The organism is Streptomyces sp. NPDC093586 (assembly GCF_044764905.1).
GTDB lineage: Bacteria > Actinomycetota > Actinomycetes > Streptomycetales > Streptomycetaceae > Streptomyces.
The window spans coordinates 33,356-53,625 of the sequence record NZ_JBIWJA010000048.1 but is presented as its reverse complement, the minus strand read 5'-3'; the positions used below and the strand labels follow the sequence as shown (position 1 = coordinate 53,625).

19 protein-coding genes and 5 pseudogenes are annotated in these 20,270 nt (G+C 68.3%); 15 read left to right on the top strand and 9 right to left on the bottom strand.

Translation table 11 applies throughout. From position 1 onward, the window contains the following. Window positions 1-366 (top strand): transposase (locus tag ACIRFH_RS32640; protein WP_403528864.1); only part of this gene is annotated, 366 nt, incomplete at its 5' end. 1,086 nt (window positions 367-1,452) lie between these two features. Here ACIRFH_RS32640 and ACIRFH_RS32635 read toward each other — a convergent pair. Continuing rightward, entirely contained in the window at window positions 1,453-3,060 is a 1,608-nt protein-coding gene (locus ACIRFH_RS32635; RefSeq protein WP_403528861.1) for a GMC family oxidoreductase, read from the bottom strand. A gap of 166 nt (window positions 3,061-3,226) precedes the next feature. Between ACIRFH_RS32635 and ACIRFH_RS32630 the strand changes: the two are divergent. Beyond that, a pseudogene (locus ACIRFH_RS32630) lies at window positions 3,227-3,710 on the top strand (transposase); the annotation flags it as partial. Between the two features lie 193 nt (window positions 3,711-3,903). Here ACIRFH_RS32630 and map read toward each other — a convergent pair. After that, window positions 3,904-4,686 carry a type I methionyl aminopeptidase gene (gene map / locus ACIRFH_RS32625; protein WP_403528878.1) on the bottom strand — a complete coding sequence of 261 codons (783 nt, stop codon included), beginning with the start codon at window positions 4,684-4,686 and terminating at the stop codon, window positions 3,904-3,906. A 419-nt stretch (window positions 4,687-5,105) separates the two neighbouring features. Continuing rightward, window positions 5,106-5,312 (bottom strand): hypothetical protein, encoded by a 207-nt coding sequence (locus ACIRFH_RS32620; RefSeq protein ID WP_403528858.1) that lies wholly within the window; start codon window positions 5,310-5,312, stop codon window positions 5,106-5,108. 157 nt (window positions 5,313-5,469) lie between these two features. Between ACIRFH_RS32620 and ACIRFH_RS32615 the strand changes: the two are divergent. After that, window positions 5,470-5,694: pseudogene (locus ACIRFH_RS32615) on the top strand (transcriptional regulator); the annotation flags it as partial. A 535-nt stretch (window positions 5,695-6,229) separates the two neighbouring features. On the opposite strand, the gene ACIRFH_RS32610 reads toward ACIRFH_RS32615, so the two are convergent. Further along, window positions 6,230-6,841, bottom strand: coding sequence for a TetR/AcrR family transcriptional regulator (locus ACIRFH_RS32610; protein WP_403528854.1), 612 nt, complete (start codon window positions 6,839-6,841; stop codon window positions 6,230-6,232). 149 nt (window positions 6,842-6,990) lie between these two features. Between ACIRFH_RS32610 and ACIRFH_RS32605 the strand changes: the two genes are divergently transcribed. From ACIRFH_RS32605 to ACIRFH_RS32580, 6 genes and pseudogenes are all read left to right on the top strand, one after another. Continuing rightward, window positions 6,991-8,010 carry an aldo/keto reductase gene (locus ACIRFH_RS32605; RefSeq protein WP_403528851.1) on the top strand — a complete coding sequence of 340 codons (1,020 nt, stop codon included), beginning with the start codon at window positions 6,991-6,993 and terminating at the stop codon, window positions 8,008-8,010. Between the two features lie 28 nt (window positions 8,011-8,038). Further along, window positions 8,039-8,821: a hypothetical protein gene (locus tag ACIRFH_RS32600; protein WP_403528849.1), complete on the top strand. Its 783-nt coding sequence runs from the start codon at window positions 8,039-8,041 to the stop codon at window positions 8,819-8,821. A 120-nt stretch (window positions 8,822-8,941) separates the two neighbouring features. Further along, window positions 8,942-9,133: pseudogene (locus ACIRFH_RS32595) on the top strand (hypothetical protein); the annotation flags it as partial. A gap of 26 nt (window positions 9,134-9,159) precedes the next feature. After that, window positions 9,160-9,538 (top strand): annotated as a pseudogene (locus ACIRFH_RS32590) (nitroreductase family protein); the annotation flags it as partial. Window positions 9,539-10,074: 536 nt separating this feature from the next. Continuing rightward, window positions 10,075-11,073, top strand: a complete 999-nt coding sequence (locus ACIRFH_RS32585) for an MsnO8 family LLM class oxidoreductase (RefSeq protein WP_403528847.1) — start codon at window positions 10,075-10,077, stop codon at window positions 11,071-11,073. 516 nt (window positions 11,074-11,589) lie between these two features. Then, a complete protein-coding gene (locus ACIRFH_RS32580) occupies window positions 11,590-12,387 on the top strand; it encodes an alpha/beta fold hydrolase (protein WP_403528845.1) in 798 nt (265 codons plus the stop codon). Window positions 12,388-12,790: 403 nt separating this feature from the next. On the opposite strand, the gene ACIRFH_RS32575 is transcribed toward ACIRFH_RS32580, so the two are convergent. The 5 genes from ACIRFH_RS32575 to ACIRFH_RS32555 all read right to left on the bottom strand — a co-directional run bounded on the left by ACIRFH_RS32575 (window position 12,791) and on the right by ACIRFH_RS32555 (window position 15,963). Further along, window positions 12,791-12,961 (bottom strand): hypothetical protein, encoded by a 171-nt coding sequence (locus tag ACIRFH_RS32575; RefSeq protein ID WP_403528842.1) that lies wholly within the window; start codon window positions 12,959-12,961, stop codon window positions 12,791-12,793. A 183-nt stretch (window positions 12,962-13,144) separates the two neighbouring features. Beyond that, complete coding sequence (locus tag ACIRFH_RS32570) at window positions 13,145-13,600, bottom strand: alpha/beta fold hydrolase (protein ID WP_403528839.1); 456 nt, start codon at window positions 13,598-13,600, stop codon at window positions 13,145-13,147. 80 nt (window positions 13,601-13,680) lie between these two features. Next, window positions 13,681-14,277 carry a TetR/AcrR family transcriptional regulator gene (locus tag ACIRFH_RS32565; protein ID WP_403528837.1) on the bottom strand — a complete coding sequence of 199 codons (597 nt, stop codon included), beginning with the start codon at window positions 14,275-14,277 and terminating at the stop codon, window positions 13,681-13,683. Window positions 14,278-14,383: 106 nt separating this feature from the next. Beyond that, a complete protein-coding gene (locus ACIRFH_RS32560) occupies window positions 14,384-15,001 on the bottom strand; it encodes a TetR/AcrR family transcriptional regulator (RefSeq protein WP_403528834.1) in 618 nt (205 codons plus the stop codon). A 110-nt stretch (window positions 15,002-15,111) separates the two neighbouring features. Next, window positions 15,112-15,963, bottom strand: coding sequence for an oxidoreductase (locus ACIRFH_RS32555; protein ID WP_403528831.1), 852 nt, complete (start codon window positions 15,961-15,963; stop codon window positions 15,112-15,114). A 71-nt stretch (window positions 15,964-16,034) separates the two neighbouring features. Here ACIRFH_RS32555 and ACIRFH_RS32550 point away from each other — a divergent pair, with 71 nt between their 5' ends. The 6 genes and pseudogenes from ACIRFH_RS32550 (at window position 16,035) to ACIRFH_RS32525 (ending at window position 20,260) form a co-directional block, all read left to right on the top strand. Then, window positions 16,035-16,373: a hypothetical protein gene (locus tag ACIRFH_RS32550; RefSeq protein WP_403528828.1), complete on the top strand. Its 339-nt coding sequence runs from the start codon at window positions 16,035-16,037 to the stop codon at window positions 16,371-16,373. A 144-nt stretch (window positions 16,374-16,517) separates the two neighbouring features. Then, window positions 16,518-17,985, top strand: a pseudogene (locus ACIRFH_RS32545) (aldehyde dehydrogenase family protein). Between the two features lie 34 nt (window positions 17,986-18,019). Further along, on the top strand, window positions 18,020-18,352 hold the full coding sequence (locus ACIRFH_RS32540; protein ID WP_403528826.1) for a hypothetical protein: 333 nt from the start codon (window positions 18,020-18,022) through the stop codon (window positions 18,350-18,352). After that, entirely contained in the window at window positions 18,340-19,521 is a 1,182-nt protein-coding gene (locus tag ACIRFH_RS32535) for a M24 family metallopeptidase (RefSeq protein WP_403528823.1), read from the top strand. Before ACIRFH_RS32540 ends, ACIRFH_RS32535 begins: the two co-directional genes overlap by 13 nt. Next, window positions 19,503-19,913 (top strand): MarR family winged helix-turn-helix transcriptional regulator, encoded by a 411-nt coding sequence (locus tag ACIRFH_RS32530; protein ID WP_403528820.1) that lies wholly within the window; start codon window positions 19,503-19,505, stop codon window positions 19,911-19,913. Before ACIRFH_RS32535 ends, ACIRFH_RS32530 begins: the two co-directional genes overlap by 19 nt. Beyond that, the gene (locus ACIRFH_RS32525; RefSeq protein WP_403528817.1) at window positions 19,901-20,260 is read left to right on the top strand and encodes an NAD-dependent epimerase/dehydratase family protein; all 360 of its coding nucleotides are present in this window, start codon (window positions 19,901-19,903) and stop codon (window positions 20,258-20,260) included. Before ACIRFH_RS32530 ends, ACIRFH_RS32525 begins: the two co-directional genes overlap by 13 nt. Window positions 20,261-20,270: the final 10 nt, after the last annotated feature.

The window sequence follows — 20,270 nt, the reverse complement described above, 5'->3', positions numbered from 1 at the left end:
TGCGACACCACTTCCCTGATCGAGGTGCTGGAACAGATCAAGACCTTCTACGCCGGTGAGCCGGTGGTGCTGGTATGGGACGGACTGTCCGCCCACTGGAGCCGGGGCATGCGGGCCTGGGCGGCCGAGCAGGACTGGCTGACGCTTGAGCGGCTGCCGGCCTACGCACCCGAACTCAACCCGGTCGAACTGCTGTGGTCGGCCATCAAGACCCGCGAGCTGGCCAACCTCGCCGGCGACCACCACGCCGATGTCGCTGACGCAGCCGAACGCGGCATCCACCGAGTCTGCTCCAGCGAGCAACTCCCGTGGTCCTTCCTCACCCACACCGGCCTGACCATTCATCCCCAAACACCACAGAACTAACGAAAAACTCAGTAGGACCTCTTCGGCTGCACATCGCCCGTCCCTGGAGGTCTGGGTGGTGCAAGTCTGGTCGGCGTCGATGGGGACGGCGAACTCCTCACGTGCCACGGCCACGCCCCTCGCCGTGGACTGCTGCAGCCACACACCACGATCTGCGGCGACCTGGACCACCGCCCAGGTCGAGGGCTTCGCGTTCGGTCTCGTCGGACGCAGTATGGCCTGTTCCGCCAGTGGGTCAACGTGTCTGCTCTGGCCGCCGCGGCACAAGAGGGAGGACGACTCCGTCCTGGTGTCCTCGGCATCGGCCGAATCGACGAACACTCCCTGCACTGCCCATCTTCAGAACCACAGGGCATCACGCCGGGTGCGGGCGGAGCAATCTGGTCAGCTCTGGGAATCGGAAAGGTCGTCCGGACCACGCTGACCACTTGAGCCGCTCCAGCGGCTCTGGTGGCGATTGCAGTTCCACGCTGGACCTTGACATCTGTCAAGTCGTTCGGCCAGCAGCCACACATCGGGCAGGACGCCGTTGCACTGGCTGTGTTCAGCGACCGCGGTGGCCTGGGCCAGACGGCGGGATCTTACCCTGGCCGACCGTACCCGCGCTGTCAGGAGACGTGACGTCATCGGCCGGCACCGGCCGCATGCCCACCACAATCCGCCGGAGCCGTACCGGAATGAGGGTCGGCTGCGTCGCAACGCGAAGGTGCCCAGGCGGCGTCCGCGGCAGAGGCCGATGCGCAGTGGAACGAGCTGTTCGTGGCCTTGCTCTCGAACCACAGACCAACGGCAAGACCGCACGCTTCTATCGTGCCTGCTCGATGAACGGGCCCACCAGCAGCCCTATACCTCAGACATCGAAACGGCAGGCGGCGTCTCCCGACCGGCTGGACCGGTACGACTACCACCGACCCCACTTCGGCGTTACCCGCCACCCACCAGCCGCATCAGCAACCTATCGGCACAGCACACCCAACGCGCGTGTGGTTACGAGGCAACGAAAGTCCATAACGTTCAGACGGTGGCGAACCGGGACACGTCAGATCGCTGGCCTGAACCCAGAGCGAAGCCACGCTTCTCCCCCCGTCAGTCATCAAGCCGGTCCGACATGCGCTCCGCCATCATGATTGTCGCCAGGTTCGTGTTCGCTCGGGGCACTGAGGGGAAGACGGAGGCATCCACTACACGCAGCCCTTCGGCTCCCAGGACTCGGCATGCGGAGTCGACGACCGTGCCTGCGGCGTCGGGCGCGCCCATCCGGCACGTGCTCGTGCCGTGCTGGGCGTCTGCGACGGTGGACAGCAGGTAATCGTCCAGAGCGCGGTTGCTCGACAAAGCGTCGAACAGTGGCTGGTTGGCCTCCCGCAGAGGTTGGGACAGCAGACGGGAGATGCCCTCGTGGCCGCTCATTTCGACGACGGTGCGAACGCCCTCGCGCAGCACCGACCGGTCGCGCTCATCGGAAAGCATCCGTTCGGCGATCCGCGGCTGGACGGACGGGTCGGTCGACACGAGAGTGAGGTCACCGCGCGAGTGGGCCTTGTTCAGGATGACGCCGAGCGCCCCTGCCCGTGTCCCGACGTTGCCTGCGGCCATGGCCCAGACGTCCTGATTGAGTGCGATGAGGAGAAGGTCGTTCTTATGCGTTCCGCTGACGCTCGACCACCGCACGCAGACGTTGGTATGCCGGTCGTGAGGAGAGGAGATGGCATGTGTTGACAGTAGCGGCAAGGAGAGCAGGGCGATCGGATGGTCTTGCATACCGAGTCCCACCGGGAGATTCTGCCGTACCTCGATCCCCAGGGTCCGCAGCCGCTGAGCGGGGCCGAAGCCCGAACGCATCAAAATGGCAGGGGAGTGGACCGATCCTGCGCTCAGGACGACCTCGTCCGCGTACTCAACAACCGGCCGTCCGTCGATGACCACGCGGACGCCGACGGCACGTTGCCCCTCGAAGACCACCATGTCCACGAGGGCGTCCCCTCGGACGGTGAGGTTCTCCAAGTCACGCACGGGCTCAAGGTAACCGTCGTTGACGCTGACCCTCCGCCCGTCACGCGAGTTCATCGGGTATGGGGATACGCCGCAGGCAGCAGGTGCGTTGGCGTCCGCCTCCCACAGGAAGCCAGCGGCGAGGGATGCTTCGACCAACGCGCGGTCCACGGAGCCCCAGGCTGCCTGTGGTGTGCGGTGGATGGGAGTCGGGCCGCCACGGCCGTGATAGGGCAAGTCTCCGAACACCTCGTCGTCCTCGAGCCTGACGAAGTACGGCATGACGTCGTGAGGTGCCCAACCCTCGCAGCCGCAGCGGGCCCAGTCCTCGAAGTCCTCCATCGGGGGTCGGATTGCGATTTGGCCGTTGACGACCGAGCTGCCTCCGACCCCCCGGCCACGCGCATACAGAAGGGGTGGCTGTTTGTCGGTCCGCGACGCGGTCACGTCCCACCAGAGCATGCTCGCCGAGGTAGCGAGGTCCGACAGAGCGACCATGGGGTTCGGTGACCGCCAGGCTTCCGGCAGTTCCGCCGAGCGACAGTCGGGGCCGGCCTCGAGCAACAGCACCCGTTTGCCCCGGGCTGCGGTACGAGCCGCCAGCACCGAGCCGGCCGAGCCCGCCCCCACGACGATGACATCCCAGCCCGACTTCCCCATCAGCTCCGCCCGAGAACTCGTGTCGCCCCGCACCTTGACCATACCTTCCGTACCTCGCTCGGCAGCGGGCGGCTCAGAACCGCTTGATCCCGACCGAGGCCGAAACGTGTGCGCACGGTTGGCACGGGGCGCAGTCCCCGCAAGGTGCCCGCACGTGATGTTCGGAGAACGACGAAACGAAATCCGGCGCCCGCTGGCCTTCGGCATCATGGCCCTCGTAGCGCTTCGCTACGTCGGGGGATCTCATCTCCTGGTGGCATCTTCTCTGGTTGCCGATGTGTTCGCCTCGGTGCCGCGTCGGGATCAGCGGCGGTGGTTTGCATGTCATCTGCGGGGTCTGATGCTGGACGGCCGGCTCAAGTTGATCCAGCGGATGGCCGAGCGGCTGCCGGACGGGAACATGCAGGCTCTGCAGCAGTTCGTGGACCAGTCACCGCGGGACCCGCTTCCCGTCAGGCAGCGGATTGCCCAGCGGCTGACCGAGGCGACTACGCCCGAGGTGTGGGTGGTCGACGACGTGTCGTTCCCCAAGCTCCGCACCGCGTCGGTGGGGGTGGCCCGTCCGCGCTGTGGAGCGGTTGGCAAGCGAGCGAACCCAGTAGGTCGCGGTCAGCGTCCTTGCTGCCGCCGACAGCGTGTTCTGCCCGCTGAACCGGGAGTTATATCTGGCGCGTGAGTGGACGGATGCAGCCGGCCCTTGCTGCGGCCGCGTCCGTAGACGTGGCCGCAGCAGTTGGTCGGTAGTGGCAGGGACGGTGTCGGATCACCAGCCGCACGTAGCGGCGGCCGCAGCCGCACCTCGTCAGGTTGAACGGACATGGATGCCGAGAGTCGGTCCACCCGACTGAAGTGACCCCTTGGGGACTGCCACTTACGCTTGAGCCCTCACGGCCGTGTCTGTCCGGGCAGGGTGAGGATTTCAGCTCCGTCGTCGGTGACGGCGATGGTGTGCTCGCTGTGCGCAGTCCGGCACCCTGTTGCGCTGCGTAGCGTCCAGCCGTCGGGGTCGGTGACGAGGACGGCCGTGTCGGCCATGACCCAGGGCTCCAGCGCGAGCAGCAATCCGGGGCGTAGTTTGTATCCGCGGCCGGGCCGTCCGGTGTTCGCTACGTGCGGGTCCTGGTGCATGGTCGAGCCGATGCCGTGACCACCGAACTCGGTGTTGATGGGGTAGCCCGCTTCGCGGAGGACCGTTCCGATGGCGTGGGAGATGTCGCCGATGCTCGCCCCCGGCTTGGCGGCATCGATCCCTGCGGCGAGCGCGCGCTCGGTCGCCTCGATCATCGCGACGCTGTCTGCGGGCCTGGCCTTTCCCACGAGGAAGCTGATAGCGGCGTCTGCGGCCACTCCACGCCTGGAGATGGCCAGGTCGAGCGTCAGAAGATCACCGTCGGCCAGTGTGTAGTTGTGGGGCCGTCCGTGAAGTACGGCGTCGTTGACGGCCGTGCAGATGTAGTGGCCGAACGGGCCGCGCCCGAAGGAGGGCGCGTAGTCGACGTAGCAGGACTGCGCTTCCGCCTCGGTGATCATTTCCTTGGCCCACCGGTCGATGTCCAGGAGGTTCGTGCCGACCGTGCTGCGCCTCTTCAGGTTCTGCAGGATGTCACCGACCAGCGCGCCGGTCTCTCTCGCCCTGTCGAGCATGGGGCGGCTCAAAATCTCGATCATGAGACCTCTCACGTACTTCCAATAACTATACCGGTAAAACTATACCGGTATTAGAATGGGCTCACGCTCAGGGCAGCCGCTCACCCCACCGAGCACCCTGCGACGGGCGCGAGGCTGCCGCTCGATGCTCGACGTCACGCCGGCCGCACGCACTTCGTCCGGGCCCCTCCAGAAGAACGGATCCGGTCGTGTGGCCGCTCCTGCCTTCCCGACTGTTGCGGCACTCGCCGACCCCGTGCCGTTGAGGGAGGTGTTCGAACTCTCGACCACCGGCACAGAAGCCGTTGGTTCCCTATCGGTAGTCAAGGACGTTGCGATAGAGCGGAAGCTTCTGGGGATGTTCGCGCACAGGGCCGACATGCCTGCGGCGAACCGGGGCTGCTGAGATCTCCGCACAGAGCGGCAAGCGGTCCTCGTACTCATGGTGGCGGCAGCTGCGTGGGCGCCGGACGTACGCCTTCGAGCACGCTGGCGTGAAGTACGCCCAGGGTCCGCCTTCGATCGGATCTTGCCCAGAGCAGGAACGACGCGAGGGTGACCGCCGCTTCGTAGGAGGTGGCGGTCTTCTCGTCTCTGGTGGCGATCCCGCGGAAGCCCTTGAGCCGGTTGAAGCAGCGCTCGATCATGTCGCACTGCCGGTGAGTCTCCCCGTCGAACCCTGGCGGTCGGCCGCCGCGGCAACCGCGCCTCAGCCGGTGCCGACGCTGGTCGGTCTTCTCTGGGATGGTGTGCGCAATGCCGCGTTTTCGCAGGTAGGCACGGAAGCCGCAGAAGCAGTTCCGTACTCTGTGGGAACGCCACGATGTGGCGGTGCACCGCTTCGGCCAGAAGAGGTTCCTGCACCCTGAGGTCGGCGTTCTGCACTTGACCTGTGAGGTCCTGCTCTCACCCGAAGCGGACACCAAGGTTTTGGCGTTCTTCCCCACCGAGGGCACCGACGCACGCGAGAAGCTCGCACTTCCGCGGACGATCGGGACGCAGGACTTCCAGACGTCCGGTGCCCAATGACCCGCCACACCGACCACGCTCGAAAGACCCCCGGAGCCGAGGGACAGGGTGCTCCGTCCTGACACATCCCCAGAGGCGCCTCACGCTGGTCATGTACGCCGATCCCCCCGCTAGTGTTCTGCGTCTTTGATTCGTACAGGCCGGTCTCGGCGAGGCAGCCCTCCATGAGGTCGCTGTGGTACGGGATGTCCCGTAGGCCGCGACGGATGCGCTGGACGAGGCGTCCAGGTGTGGCGAAAGCGACGTTGGAGGAGCCTTGCCCGCAGCCCTACGCACGCGGCCTCGACCCCCGTCGAAGGAATCCGGTCCCTCCTGCGACGCGACGTCGTTACTGAGATCGCACTCGTGACGTCGCGGGATGCCCAGGCGGGTCTGACGGCCGGTAGCTGGTCAGCCGGCCCCGGGCCGCGGCCCATTTCCTCAGGTCAGCGGCCTTGTGGACGTCGATGCCGCGAGGGCGTGTCGGCGTTACCGGAAATTTCGGCCGCGCTGGACTGCCGACGAGGGCCGGGGCCTGTGGCTCCGGTTCACTTCGTCACGGACGAGGAGGTGTACGCAGCCCGTCGATAAACACTGTGACCAGGCGCTGGTTGTAGGCGAAGTCGTCCTCGCCGGGCACGGCCTGGCACAGCAGGGCGACGGCGTGCAGGACATCGCGGGCGCTGATGTCCTCGCGGACTCCTCCGACCGCGGCCGCAGAAGTGAGCATGGCCGCGAGGGTGGGCTCGAGTCGCTCCAGGAAATAGGCGTGCAGCCCGTCGTAGGCAGGATCGCCGGAGTGCATCGCCTCGGCCAGGCCCCGTTTGGTGCCGACGAACTCGGTGTATCGATGCACCCACCGTTCCAGGGCGACCACCGGGTCATGGCCGGCGAGGAGAGCGGGGCCCGCGTCCGCGCAGGCGTCGATCTCGTGCTGCAGGACGGCGGCGACCAGTGTGGCGCGGCGCGGGAAGTGACGGTAGAGGGTGCCGACCCCGACGCCGGCCAGGTCGGTGATCTCCTTCGCGGGCGCGTCCACCCCGGAGCGGGCGAAGACGGCCTTGGCGGCTTCGACGAGGGCATCGAGGTTCCTGCGTGCGTCGGCGCGGGGGCGCCGTCCACCTGAGGCAGTGGAGGAGGCCCGGGCGGATACGGGGCGCTGGGACATGTCAGCAGTCTAGCCGCGGCCAGTGGTAATCCGGAAAGGCTTTCCGTATAGTCCGAAGCGGAAAAGCTTTCCGTTTCGGCTCAGGTCCGTTCTTGACGCCGTCGCCCTTCCGTTCCTGTTCCCTCCAGCAAATCCTTGGGAGACTCGCCATGCAGTACCGCCCCCTTGGCCGCACCGGCATCAAGGTCAGCCCCTACGCGCTCGGGACCCTGATGTACGCCACCCGAATGGGCAACGAGCCCCAGGAGTCGGCTCGGATCATCCACAGGGCCCTGGACGCGGGGATCAACTTCCTCGACACGGGGGATGCCTACGGCGACTCCGAGGAAGTGGTCGGCGAGGCTCTGAAGGGACGCCGCGAGAACGTCGTCCTGGCGACGAAGTTCGGCATGCCCGCCGGAGAGGACCCCAACCAGCGGGGCACCTCACGGCGCTGGATCATCAAGGCTGTCGAGAACTCGCTGCGCCGGCTGCAGACGGACTACATCGACGTCTACCAGGTCCAGCGCCTGGACCCCACGACGGACTTCGAAGAGACCCTCTCCGCGCTCACCGACCTGATCCGCAGCGGCAAGGTCCGCGTCATCGGTTCCTCCACCACGCCCGCCTCCGACATCGTCGAGGCCCAGTGGGTGGCAGAGCGGCGCGGACTGGAGCGCTTCCGCACCGAGCAGCCGCCCTACTCACTGCTCAACCGCAGCATCGAGCGTGAGGTCCTGCCCGTCGCACAGCGATACGGCATGGGCGTGATGGTCTGGGGCCCCCTCGGCCAGGGAATGCTCACCGGCCGGGTGCGCAGGAACCAGGAGAACAACCTGGTCCGAGCCGGCTTGTTCAAGCACCTCAACGACGAACGCCGCATCGAGGTCGTCGAACGGCTCCTCCCCCTCGCTGAGGAGGCGGGTATGTCACTGACGCGCCTCGCGATGGCCTTCGCCATCGCCCATCCCGGCGTCACCAGCGCTTTGGCCGGCGCCCGCACCATGGCTCACCTCGACGATCTCATCGCAGGCTTCGACGTCCAGCTCAGCGACGACATCCTCGACAGGATCGATGAGATCGTGCCGCCCGGAACTGATGTCGGCACCCTCGACCAGGACTACGTGCCTGAAGCCCTGCAGAACTCGCACCTGCGCCGCCGCCCCGGCACCGAGCGTGCGGCCGCCTGAACGAGCCGAGTGAAGGAAAGCGGCCGACATGAGTACTTCCCCTGTCCGCATCAGCGTCAGCATCGACGGCCACGACTGGTCCGGCGAGCAGCTCGACCGACTGCAACACCAACGCCACCTGCATGTCCTGCACACAATGGCGGCCCTGGGCGCACCGATCCCCCATGAAGGACGATCCCTGGGCAGCCCCGAGATCGACGCCCTCACTCCGCACACCGCACGACAGCTCAGCATCGGCATCCGCGGCGCGTACGACATCGATGGCATCACCACCCTGTTCCGCGAACAGCTCCGTGCTTCCGACGCTCTGTGGAAACAGGCCGTCGGAAACGACGCGCACGCCCCACTGCGTGCGGCTGTCACCGACATCGAGGTGCAGGGCATGTCCCTCGATGATCTGGGTGCACACGCTGCCGACCCGACAGCCGTCGAGCACAATTACCGGCTGCTCAACCCCGACCACTACTTCCTGCGCACCGAGGGTGAGCGGGCCCATGCCATGGAGACGTTCGGCATGCATGCGAACCCCACAGACATGTACATCACTGTCGACCCTGATGTGCGGCCCGTCTCACCGGACCCCGACCACCACCGCCTCACCTCCGGCTTCACCACTCTCGCAAGCGATGGCACCGACATCCGCATGTACGCCTTCCACCAGGTCAAACCCACCCCTGGTGGCTTCGCCGTGAAACTCGGCGCATACTTCCCGCCTCACACTCCCTCCGACATCGTCGAAGGCCACAAGCTGCACATGGCCATCGAATTTCGTGAACTGTGCCTCCTGGGCATCCAGAGTCCTCGCGTGTAGTCGATCGGATCTGGCAAACGAGCGGCCCTGTCTCACACTGGGCCTCTTCGAGCTGGGCCCCGATCAGGTGACACCCGCCCAGTCCAACGAGCGAGGCCCCTGAGCAGTCGGTCGAGATGTCTGACGTCTCAACCACGCTGCTCAGGGGCCTCGTCGGTCACCTGCCCTGCCGCACTCGACCTGTCGCATGCACTCGTGAAGTGAGAAACCATGCTCATCGTCACCCGTGAGAGTGACCGCCGCTGCAAGCTCCATCCGTCCCAGCGCACGATGGTGGCATTTGTGTACCTGCGCGAACACACTTCTCTCGCGACGCATCCCCCGAAGAAAATCCACGCCTGTCTCTCATCCTTGACCCCGCCGCCCAGGACCCGCTGTTCCGTGAGCCCACACCGCGAACACCTTCACCGACGAGCAAGTGCGGGCGATCTTCGACCTGGTCAAGTACGGCCCCACCGCGTTCGACCAGTCACCCCCGCGTATCACCCCGGTCCACTCCCTCGAAGCTCGCGAGCGCCTCGTGCGGCACATGGCCGAGGCCTACCGGCCCAAGAGGGCCATCGCCCCGCTGGTCGCGATCCTCTCCGCGGACAGCGAGTTCCACGAGGAGCTGCCACAGCCGTTCCCCCGCCTCCCCGCCGCCAAGGGACGCCTTCTTCAGCAAGCGCCGGGCGCGAGGGCGCCGCGTCGATGGACACGGCCCTGCAGGCCGCGTACGACCAGGTCGTCACCACGGTCTGGACCCGCAAGCCCCGGCACACACGACAAAGCCCTGGCGCGTCGACACAGCCATCCCACGAACCCGCGGCCGCGGCTGTGTCGTCGGCGGGCGGCACGGAAACCGGTACCCGGCGCGGAACGAGCAGGCCCATCCTGGCGTCCCGCAGGACTGTCGAGAAGACGACGCTGACCTCGGCCGACATGGTCTCGGTACACCTGGTCTCCTCGCCCCCCGAGCAGGCTCATGACGCGTACAAGGACAGTGGCCCGTCCCGTACACGCTGCGCACCGTCGACGAGCTCACCGCGTACATCGACGGCCTGGAGCTCCCGGACCCCGGTGTCCTCTCCGTCTCCCCTGGCGCCCCGACCCCTGCGACTCCGCTCCAGAGGTCATCGCGGAACATGGCGGCCTCGCCTGCAAGGCGTCATCGCGCTGGGACACCGAGAAGCAATGGGCGCGAGGTCGAGGCCCGTCGTGACCCGGTGCGGTGCCGCGCCCGTCGGGCCGCAGGCCGCCGCTACCCTTCGACCATGACGATCTCACTGTCCGCGCTGGACCTCGTGATCGCGGAATCGAACCGCACCGCCGAAGAGTTGCTCGCCGCGACCAGCCGAACAGTGCTTCGTCTGGACGAACTCGGTTACCGGCGCGTCTGGTTCGCCGAGCATCACGCAATGGGGCTGTCAGGGAGCGTGGTACCGGCGGTTCTGATGGCGCATTTCGGTGCCCTGACCCGCCGCATCCGGCTCGGGTCCGGCGGGGTCCTGGCGCCCAACCACGCGCCCTTGGCGATCGCGGAGCAGTTCGCCATGCTGGCGGTGCTGCATCCGGGCCGCATCGACATGGGCATCGGCCGCGGCCCGGGTACGGCCGACCCATCGATCGTGCGGGCGCTGCGCCGGGGCGCCGAGCCGGCCACGGACGCCGAGTACGCCGAGGACGTGGCCGCGATCCTGCACTACCTCTCCGGCGACAGCGGAGTACAGCTGATACCCGGCTGGCGACCGGATGCAGACGGTGCCCGCCCCTGGCTGCTGGCGTCCAGCCCGGCCGGCGCCATGCTGGCGGCCCGGCTGGGACTGCCGATCGCGCTGGCGCACCACATCCGGCCGGACGGGAGTGTCGCCACGGCGGAGCGTTACCGGGAACGGTTCACGCCGTCCCGGTGGGCGGACCGGCCCTATGTGTTGGTCGCCGTCGAGACGGTGGTGGCCGACACGGACGAGGAGGCCGCACGCCTGGCACGGCCGATCGACCTCGCGCGGGCCAGGCAGTCCCCGGCGGCGCTGCCCACTGCGGAGGAAGCGGCCCGTCAGGAGATCCCGGAGGACGCCCGCGCCATGGTGGCGTCGATCGCAGCGGCACAGGCGCGCGGGTCGGTGGAGACGGCGCGCCGCCGGTTCGCCGACATCGTGCGGCAGACCGGCGCGGACGAGTTGATGCTGTACGTCCCCCTGCACGACGCCGAGGCGCGGATCCGCTGCTTCGAACTGTCCGCGAAAGCCTGCGACGTGTCTGCGGAAGCCTGAGAGCTGCCCGCGAAAGCCGGGGCGGCAGCCCGACCCGTGTTCGAGCGCTCGCGGATGAGTGGCCGCGAAGGTGGTCGTGAGAGAACGGTTGTCACGTACGCCCACGGCGCCCACATCAACGCCTGCCGGCACAGCGGCCTCAACCTCGGGACCCTGTCCAGCTGCCCCGAGGTCCGAGAGGGCCGGGAGTTCCCGGACCGCAACGACCTCACCTGGATGAAACAGCCCGCAGCATCCCGGACTTGGGATTTCACCTCGCCCTGTGGCGCCACCCAGAACCTCCCCTCCGGCACGGTCAGTCCCGACTGACGTACGGCACGCACACCCGGCAGAGCGCACAGACTTCGCCGCTCGACGGGCACGGCATCATCCTTGCGCATATCGAGGGAGAACGTTCGGTTGACATGGCGACCGCGACGGCATCTAATTTGATGTACCGAACGTTCTCCCTCATTGAGGGTGTCGGTCCTGGCCGGTCGACCGACCTGCTCTCCCTGCTGCCCGATAGGACATCTCATGCGCATCCGTATCTCACGTCGTGTGGCGCTCGCCGCCGGTGCCCTCGCCCTGCTGGGCGCCGCCACGGCTCCGGCCGTGGCGACGTCGAACAGTGACCAGGCCACCGAGCCCAAGCCGACCGTCGTCCTCGTCCACGGAGCCTGGGCGGACTCTTCCAGCTGGGCGCCCGTGATGGAGCGACTGCGCAAGGACGGCTATCCGGTACGAGCCATCGCCAACCCGCTGCAGGGCCTCACCAGCGACACCGCCTACGTCTCCAGCTACCTGTCCACCATCGAGGGCCCCGTGGTCCTGGTCGGCCACTCCTACGGCGGTGCCGTGATCACCAACGCCGCGGCCTCCGACCCCGACGTCAAGGCCCTCGTCTACATCGCCGGCTTCATCCCCGCCAAGGGTGAGACGGTCGGCGAACTGGCCGCGAAGTCCTCGCCGCCCATTCCGCTGGTCTCCACCAACGTCCCGGGCGGTACGGAGGTCTCCATCGACCCGACTCACTTCCGGGAGGCCTTCGCCGGTGATGTCGCCAAGACGACGGCCGCCAACCTGGCGGCGGCACAGCGACCCGCCAACCTCAAGGCGGTGACCGACGCCAGCCTGGCCGAGGCCTACCAGAACGTTCCCTCCTGGAGCCTGATCACCCGCCAGGACAAGGCGATAGCTCCCGGCCTCCAGCGGTTCATGTCCAACCGGGCGCACGCGCACACCGAGGAAGTCAACGCCTCGCACGCCGTGATGATCAGCCGCCCCGGCGTGGTCACGAAGGTGATCGAGGAGGCTTCCCACAGCACCCAGTGACACACACCCGCCCGGACCCGGCTCCGCCGGTGTGCGGATCCGGGTGGCGGTCCGTGAGGGACGGTGCGGCCGACGCGCCCGCCCTCCGGCCGCTCACCGCACCGACTGCAGTGCCGGTGGCCCTCACGACCCGCGTCAGAACCAGCGGGTGACGGTGCCATTCGCACACGACCTTCCGTGCAGGCCGCCCCTCTGGCAGTTGAGCAAACTCGCCAGGGGCACGGCCTGTCGGCACCCGGATCGCATGCTGGGTCGTTCCCGCGCGTCTCAGAGATCCTCCACCAGCGTCGTCCCGAACGACTCGACCGCGAGTACGGATCGAGGCGGGGGTGGCGGCCGGCGACGGAGAGGTCCCGCAAGTGCCGCTGAAGGACGTTGGACGTTCCGTACGGAGCAGCGGCTGCTACCCGGCGGCTTGGGCGGCCAGTTCGTAGCAGCGGATCCGTGCGTCGGCGTCGTAGACGAAGGCGTAAAGCATCAGCTCGGCCGCGCCGGTCCGCCCCACGATCTCAGCGAAGCGGCGTCGCACGGTCTCCACCGAGCCGCGGGCCTGCGCCGCGCCGGTGGTCTCCACAGTGGCGCGGGCCTCCCCGGGAATTCCTCTCGGCGTTCGGGTCGTCCAGCACCGAGGCGCTGGAGTTGCTGAACGTCCGCGGAGCAGAGGCCGGTTGAGTACCTGCCGTGGTGCCGGCCACCGGGGACGCCGGGTTCGGCACAGACACGGACGCGGCTGCTGGAGGTACGAGGCCGAGGACCCTCAGCGGTTTTCGTGGTCGGCTTCCTCGATCAGACGGGTGACCGCGGCCGGGTGACTGACCATGACGGCGTGCGAGGAGTTGTCCTCCACCGCGTGGGCCTTGGCCCGCTTCGCGAAGTAACGCTGCTTCTCGGGCTCGATGGTCTGGTCCTTCGCTGCGGTCAGGTAGTGGCTCGGAATGTCGTGCCAGGCCGCCGCCTCGCTGAGGGAGCTGTTCGCGCGGGCGTCGAGCGGCCGCTGTGTGACAGCCATCGCCGCTGTGGTCACCGGGTACACGTCTCGGCGAACCTCTTCGCGAACTGATCCGGCGCCAGGTACACGTCCGCGCTCTTGGTGCCGTCCGCGGCCACGGTCGGAACCGTGACGACCGGCAGCGGCGGCAGCGGGTGTTTGACGGGGATTTCCGGTCCGGCCGTTCGTGATCGAACGGCCGGATGAACTGCGCGACTTCGTCATCGCGCTCGCCGCCGCCTCGGCTCCGGTGCCCGGCGGACATGACGGGCCGGCCCGTCCGCGGCGGCCGTCATGCGGGCGATTCAGCCCCCGATCACTCTGCGCCAGATCTCCGAGATGGTCGCACTGGCCCGGCTCAAGTCGCCGTCCGGAGCGCAGGCAGCGCGGTAGAAGGTGCGTTCCGTCATCCAGCACAAGGCGGTCGCCAGCGCGGAAGCGCCGTCCGGTCCGTCGTCGTCCGGGATGCCGGCGCTTCTCAGGACCTGGGTCATGGTGACGGCGAACCGTTCGACGGTCTCGCGCCATGCCGCTCCGATGACCGGGTGCAGCGCCGAGTAGTCCACGGCGGCGCGCATGACCGTACTGTGGGCCCGCCATACCTCCTCGGTCGCGTGGACGGCCCGCTCCATCGCCTCCACGGGCGGGGCGGCATCATCCCGGGCCGTGGCGTCGGCGTGCGCCCGGACGGTGCGCATGGTCCGTTCGACGAGGGCTGCCAGGACCTCGTGTTTGCTTCCGAAGTAGAAATACAGGGAGCCGCGGGAGATCCCGGCCTTCTGGGCGATCGCCTCGACGGTCAGGTTCTCCAGGCTCGTCTGCTCGAGCAGTTCCTCGGCGGCGTCCAGAAGAGCCTGCTCACGCAGGTCTCCCTTGCTGGGGGCGTCCCTGCGCCTTCCCACGGTCATCTCCTCTGTTCGGCTCTCGCAGCACTTTACTTCTCCACCGGGCGGGCACGCTCCGAGCGCTCTGCATCGCGGGGGCGGCGTCACCGTGTGACCGACCGGGTCAGGCGAGGCGTGCGGTGCGCAGCCAGATTTCCAGGCAGGTGGCGGAGGCCCGCTCGAGTTCGTCGGCACCGGCCTGGGAGGCAGGGTAGAAGGTCCGCTCGATCATCCAGCACAGGGCTCTGGCGAGCGAGCCGGCAGCGTGCGGACCGTCTCCCTCGGGCACACCCGCACGGTGCAGGATGCGGGTGATCGCCTCGATGAACACCTCCGCGGTATGGCTCCACAGCGCCCCGACCTCCGGCACCGTCCGATTGAGGTCGGTGGCGGCCCGCATGACCACGCCGTGTGCCTGCCACAGGCCGCTGGTGCGTGCCATGACGGTCTCGATCGCTTTACGCGGCTCGGCGGGATCGTGTGCGGCGTCTTGCGACTTGCGCTGCAACGCGGCGACGGTGCGAGCGACCATCCCGGCCACCACGTCCTGCTTGGAACGAAAGCAGAAGTAGAGCGAGCCGCGGGAGATACCCGCACCCGCCGCGATGCCGGCGACCGTCGTCGCCTCGAAGCCGGCCCCTCCCAGCAGTGCTTCCGCCGCGTCGAGGATGGCCTGCTCCCTGAGATCGCCCTTGCGCGGCGCGTCCGGCCGCCGCCGTCTCTGAGCGGGCTGTGCCGCCATGTTCACTCCTTCCCCACGGCATGCCTTGCGAGGACCGTGGAGCGGCGGTCCGGCTCGGGCGGACCGGAACCTCCGTCCGCTCGAGCCGGACCGGGTGTCCGCTGGGCGACTCAGTTGGTCGCGATCTGGGCTCCGTCGGGGAAGTCCGTGGTCCGCGACAGTTCCTCCCAGTTGCGGATGTCGGCGTCCACCGCGTCCCGGCCCTGCCGGATGAGGTGCAGGGCGTCGGAGCCCAGCACCAGGTGACCGGGAGGCTCGGGCACATCGAGGATGTGCAGCAGCGCTTCAGCGGCCTTCTGCGGGTTGCCCAGCTGGTTGCCGCTCGCCTTGAGCCGCGCCGCACGGATCGGGTCGAAAATCTCGTCGTAGTCCGAGATCGACCGCTCCGCCCGGGTCATCGACCGGCCCGCCCAGTCCGTCCGGAAGGACCCCGGTTCGATGGCCGTGACATGGATGCCGAAGGCCGCCACCTCCTTGCGGATGCTGTCGAGCATGCCCTCCAGCGCGAACTTGCTCCCGCAGTACGCGGACATACCGGGCACCGCCATGAGACCACCCATCGAGGTCACCGCCATCAGATGACCCGAGCGCCGAGGACGCATATGGCGCAGAGCGGCCTGAAGCGTGGCAGCAGCACCGAACACATTCGTCTCGAACTGAGCCCGCACCGCGGCCAGAGGCGTCTCCTCGAAGACGCCCTCCAGGCCATAACCGGCGTTGGCGATGACCACATCCAGCGGACCGACGCCCGACTCCACATCGTCGACCACCGAGGCGACAGCCTCGTCGTCCGTGACATCGAGCAGGCGCGCGTGCGCCCGGCCCGGCGCAAGCGCCTCGAACGCGGCGACGTCGTCCTGCCTGCGGACGGTGCCCACAACTGTGTGCCCCGCCGCCGAAGCTCCCGCGGCGAACGCCCGGCCCAGGCCGCTGCTCACACCGGTGATCAGAAAGGTCTTCATGACCGGTCACATCCTTCGACTCCTGGCGGCGCACCGCCATGACAGTTCACGTCGACCATCGAATCTACAGCATGTCGACTTTTTTCGACACCATGTCGATTGTCTCGCCGCAGTCGCAGCGACGGAAGGACGCCCACCCCGCGCCGACCCACCCGGAGGTGGCCCACGCCCTGGACATCGAGACCACGGCCTTCGAACAGTGGGCCCGGACCGCACGGAAACGCGCGGAGCGAAGAGTCCGGCACGGCGGTGCCGACCAGTACGGACCCGACCCGAGGCGTCTTCTCGTCCGGCCCGTCACGAAGGCGGTGGCCCCGCTCCCGAGCCCTGCGCTCGGGAGCGGGGCCACAGCCCTGCTGTGCGCGCATGCCATGTCCCGGTCGTCGCCGGCGAGTACGCAGGAACGCTAGGCACCTAATGGGACGACAGGGTGCTGGGCACCTAGCAAAATATGTCAGGTGCCTAACGATGCCCGGCAAGGCGCCGTCGGCGACTCTCGCCCCGTCGCTTCCGCGCCCGGGCCGAAAGGTGAGCACGTGAGCACGACGACAACGGTGACGAGGCTCCTGGACCCGGCCCGATGGGCGGGCAGGATCTGGACGGGCGAGTGGACGTCCGGCACCGACGGCGAGCACGCCGTGCATCCGCCCTCGACGGGAAGGCCCTGGCGACGGTCGGCTTCGCCTCCCCCGATCAGGCCGACGCCGCAGCCGAGATGGCCACAGCGGCCCAGCGCGATTGGGCCGCGCGCAGCTACGAGGAGAGGCCGCCGCCCTGCGGCGCGCAGGGAATCTCCGGCACGCCCATGTCGACGAGGCCACGCAGCGGCTCGGAGCCGAGTCCGGCTCCGCCGCGGCAAAGGCCCGATTCGAAGCCGAGACGGCAGCGCAGGAGTGCTTCGAGGCCGAGGCTCTGGCCTCCGTGCCCTATGGCGAGGTCCTGAGGTCCACCCAGCCCCGGCGCAGCCTCAGTCGCCGCTTCCCCGTCGGGGTGGTGGCAGTGATCGCACCGTTCAACGCCCCGATCGTCCTGTCGATCCGTGCCGTGGCTCCGGCCCTCGCGCTGGGCGACGCGGTCCTCCTCAAGCCGGACAGCCGCACGCCGATCAGTGGTGGTGTCACGCTCGCAGCCGTCTTCGAAGAGGCCGGGCTGCCGCCGGGCCTACTGCAGGTGCTGCCCGGCCATGGGGCTTCCACAGGCGAACGCTTGATCACGACGCCCCGTACACGGGTGATCGCGTTCACCGGTTCCACCGGCGTGGGCAGGCGGGTGGGCGAGCTGGCGGCGCGCCATCTCAAGCGCGCTCATCTCGAACTCGGCGGCGACAACGCACTGATCGTGATGGCCGACGCGGATCTGGCCCATGCTCCGAGCGTGGGCGCGGCAGGCTCCTTCATCCACCAGGGACAGATCCGCATGGCGACCGGCCGGCATCTGGTGCACGAGTCGATCGCGGACTATTACGTGGCCAGGCCGACCGAGTGCGCGGAGGCGCTGGTCGTCGGCGACCCGGCCGGACAGGAACCGGTCCAGCTGGGACCGGTCATCGATGAACGGCAGCGCGACCACATCCATGCGGTCGTCACGGACTCGGTCGCGGCCGGCGCGAAACTGCGCGCAGGGGGCTCGTACCGGCACCTGTTCTACCGGCCCACGGTTCTGGACCACGTCACACCGGACCACCGCGCGTTCCGTGAGGAGATTTTCGGTCCGGTGGCTCCGATCATCCGCTTCTCCTCACTCGACGAGGCGGCCGAACCGGCGCGCGACACCGAGTACGGGCTGTCCCTCGGCATTCTCACGCGTGACCTCATGCACGGCCTGCAACTCGCCGACCGCATCCCGTCCGGGAACGTCCACATCAACGACCAGACCGTGAACGACGAGGCCCCGGTCCCCTTCGGCGGCGTCGGGAACTCGGGCACCGGGTCGCGACACGGCGGCCACCTGGCCAACATCGAGGCGTTCACCGAGACGCAGTGGACGACACTGCGCGGCGACCCCGCTCACCACCCCTTCTGACCGGTAGCGCCCGGCCGTCCGAGGAGGACCCACGATGAACGGCGTACGTACCGATCTGCTCGACGGGGCACCCGCACTGTCACCGGCGGAACGCGACCACCGCTGGACCCGGACCCGCGCCCTGATGGACGAACTGGATCTCGATCTCATCCTGCCGGGCGGGTTCCGCGGCCGCGACCACTACGAGCACTACTTGAGCAACGACTACACCGAGAGCCACGTGCTCTTCCCCCGCGTCGAGGCGCCGGTCACGGTGACCTGGGGAGGCACACGCATCTTCCGGGCCGAGGACAGCTTCGCTCGCGGTGCGGCGCGCTGGATCGACCGCTACTGCACCGGCCGGACGGCGTCGCGGTGGCCGGACTGATCAGGGAGCGGAGACCGCGCGGCCGCATCGGAGTCGTCGGTCTGGAGACGCAGACCGCAGGGGAGTTCAGCGGCTTCGTTCCCGCACGGTTCTGGAGCGGTCTGACCGACAACCTCACCGGCCGGGAGACCGCCGCCATCTCGTGGACGTTCAACGAGATGATGCTGCCCAAGAGCGACGAGGAGATCACGTTGGTCCGGTGGTGGGCCGCGAGCACGGCGGAGGCCGTCTGCCAAGCGATGCTCGAGGCCGTCGCTCCGGGAGTTCCAGAAACCGAGATCTACGCCGCCGTCCTCGCCACACTGGCGCGACACGGCTGCGGGGTGCGGTATCCGACGCTGATCCTCGACTCGGGCTGCCCCAGCCTCGCGTGGGGGCCGCCCCGATGGACCACCACGGCGGAACCCGTGCGTCGTATCGGGGCGCGCGACCTGGTCATGGCCGAGATCTTCCCCGCCTTCGGCAACGCCGAGGCCCAGGTGCAGGTGTCGGTCGCGGTCGGCAAGCCCGAGGCGGCTGTCGCCCAGTGCGCTGCCGTGGCCCGCGCCTCCTACGAAGCGGGGCTGTCGGTCCTGCGCGCCGGCATCACCTTCCGCGAACTCGTCCACGCGATGGAACGACCCTTGAGGGAACCCGGCTGCTGGGCCCTGACCCCGCTGGTCCACAGCCTCAATCCCCAGGCGTTCCTCGGCTTCACCGAGGTCAACGCACAGGATGCCGTCCCGGTGTCCACGCTCCCCGGTCCCCCGCCACGCAACCTGCCGCAACTGATGGGCAGCGACTCGATCCTGCCGGCCGGTGCGACCCTGGCGTTGGAGCCCAACGCCTGCATCGGGCGAACGCGTGTGGTCTCCGGCCGCACCGTCATCGTGCCGGAGAAGGGGTACGAGGAGACCAACAGTCTCCCCTGCCGGATGCGGACCACGTATGCCCCGCCCCGTCAGCCGCGGCGCGCACGGCAACACCGCGGGCGCTGTCACGCCATCGCCACCCGCCGCAGACAGCGGCCCCCGCCTCGAAGCCCGTTTGCCCCTGCCTCATGTGCCTCATGTGCCTCATGTGCCTCATGCCCGACGATAATCGTCAGGTGGCTGACAAACACCCTGAACCCCACCCTGATTCCCCCGGTGTCTGGGCGAAGAAATACCACATGGCCTCGCGCCTGGTGATCGAATCAGTGCTCCGTCCTTACGATCTCGGCCCCACCCAGTGGTACGTCCTGCGTCAGCTTGCCAACGCCGGGGCGACGCCACAGCGCGACCTGGTGCGCATGCTCCAGGTCGAACGCGCCACCCTCACCGGCGTGGTGGCGGCACTCGTCCGCAAGGGCTTGGTGGAACAGACACCCGATTCCACCGACCAGCGGCAGAAGGTGCTGTCCCTGACCCCGGCCGGCGCCGCGCTCTGGCGCGAACTGCCCGACCCCATCACCCGCATCCTCGAGGTCGCTTTCGACGGTGTCCCTCAGACGGACATCGACACGACCACGCGGGTGCTCCGCACAGCCACAGACCGACTCACCGACCTGCTCTCAGAAAGAAGAGAAACATGGCCATCCTGATCACCGGCGGTACCGGACTCGTCGGAACCCGCCTCCTGCGCCGCCTCGTGGATGCGGGTCTCGACTGCCGGGCGCTGGTACGTGCCGGTAAGGAGGTCCCCGACGGCGTGACCGTTGTCGAGGGCGACCTGCTCGACCCGGCCTCGCTGCCCCGGGCCGTGCAGGGCGTGACCGCCGTCATCCACCTCGCGGCAGTCCTGCGCACCCCCGACCCGGACCAGATCCAGCGGGTCAATGTGGACGGGGACGGCACGCGCAACCTCGCCGCGGCGCTCAGTAGAGCACCTGCCGACTCATCCAGGAGCGCGCCTTCGCCTGAGCGCGAAAAGAGGCAGGCACCGTTCTGACCGACAGCAG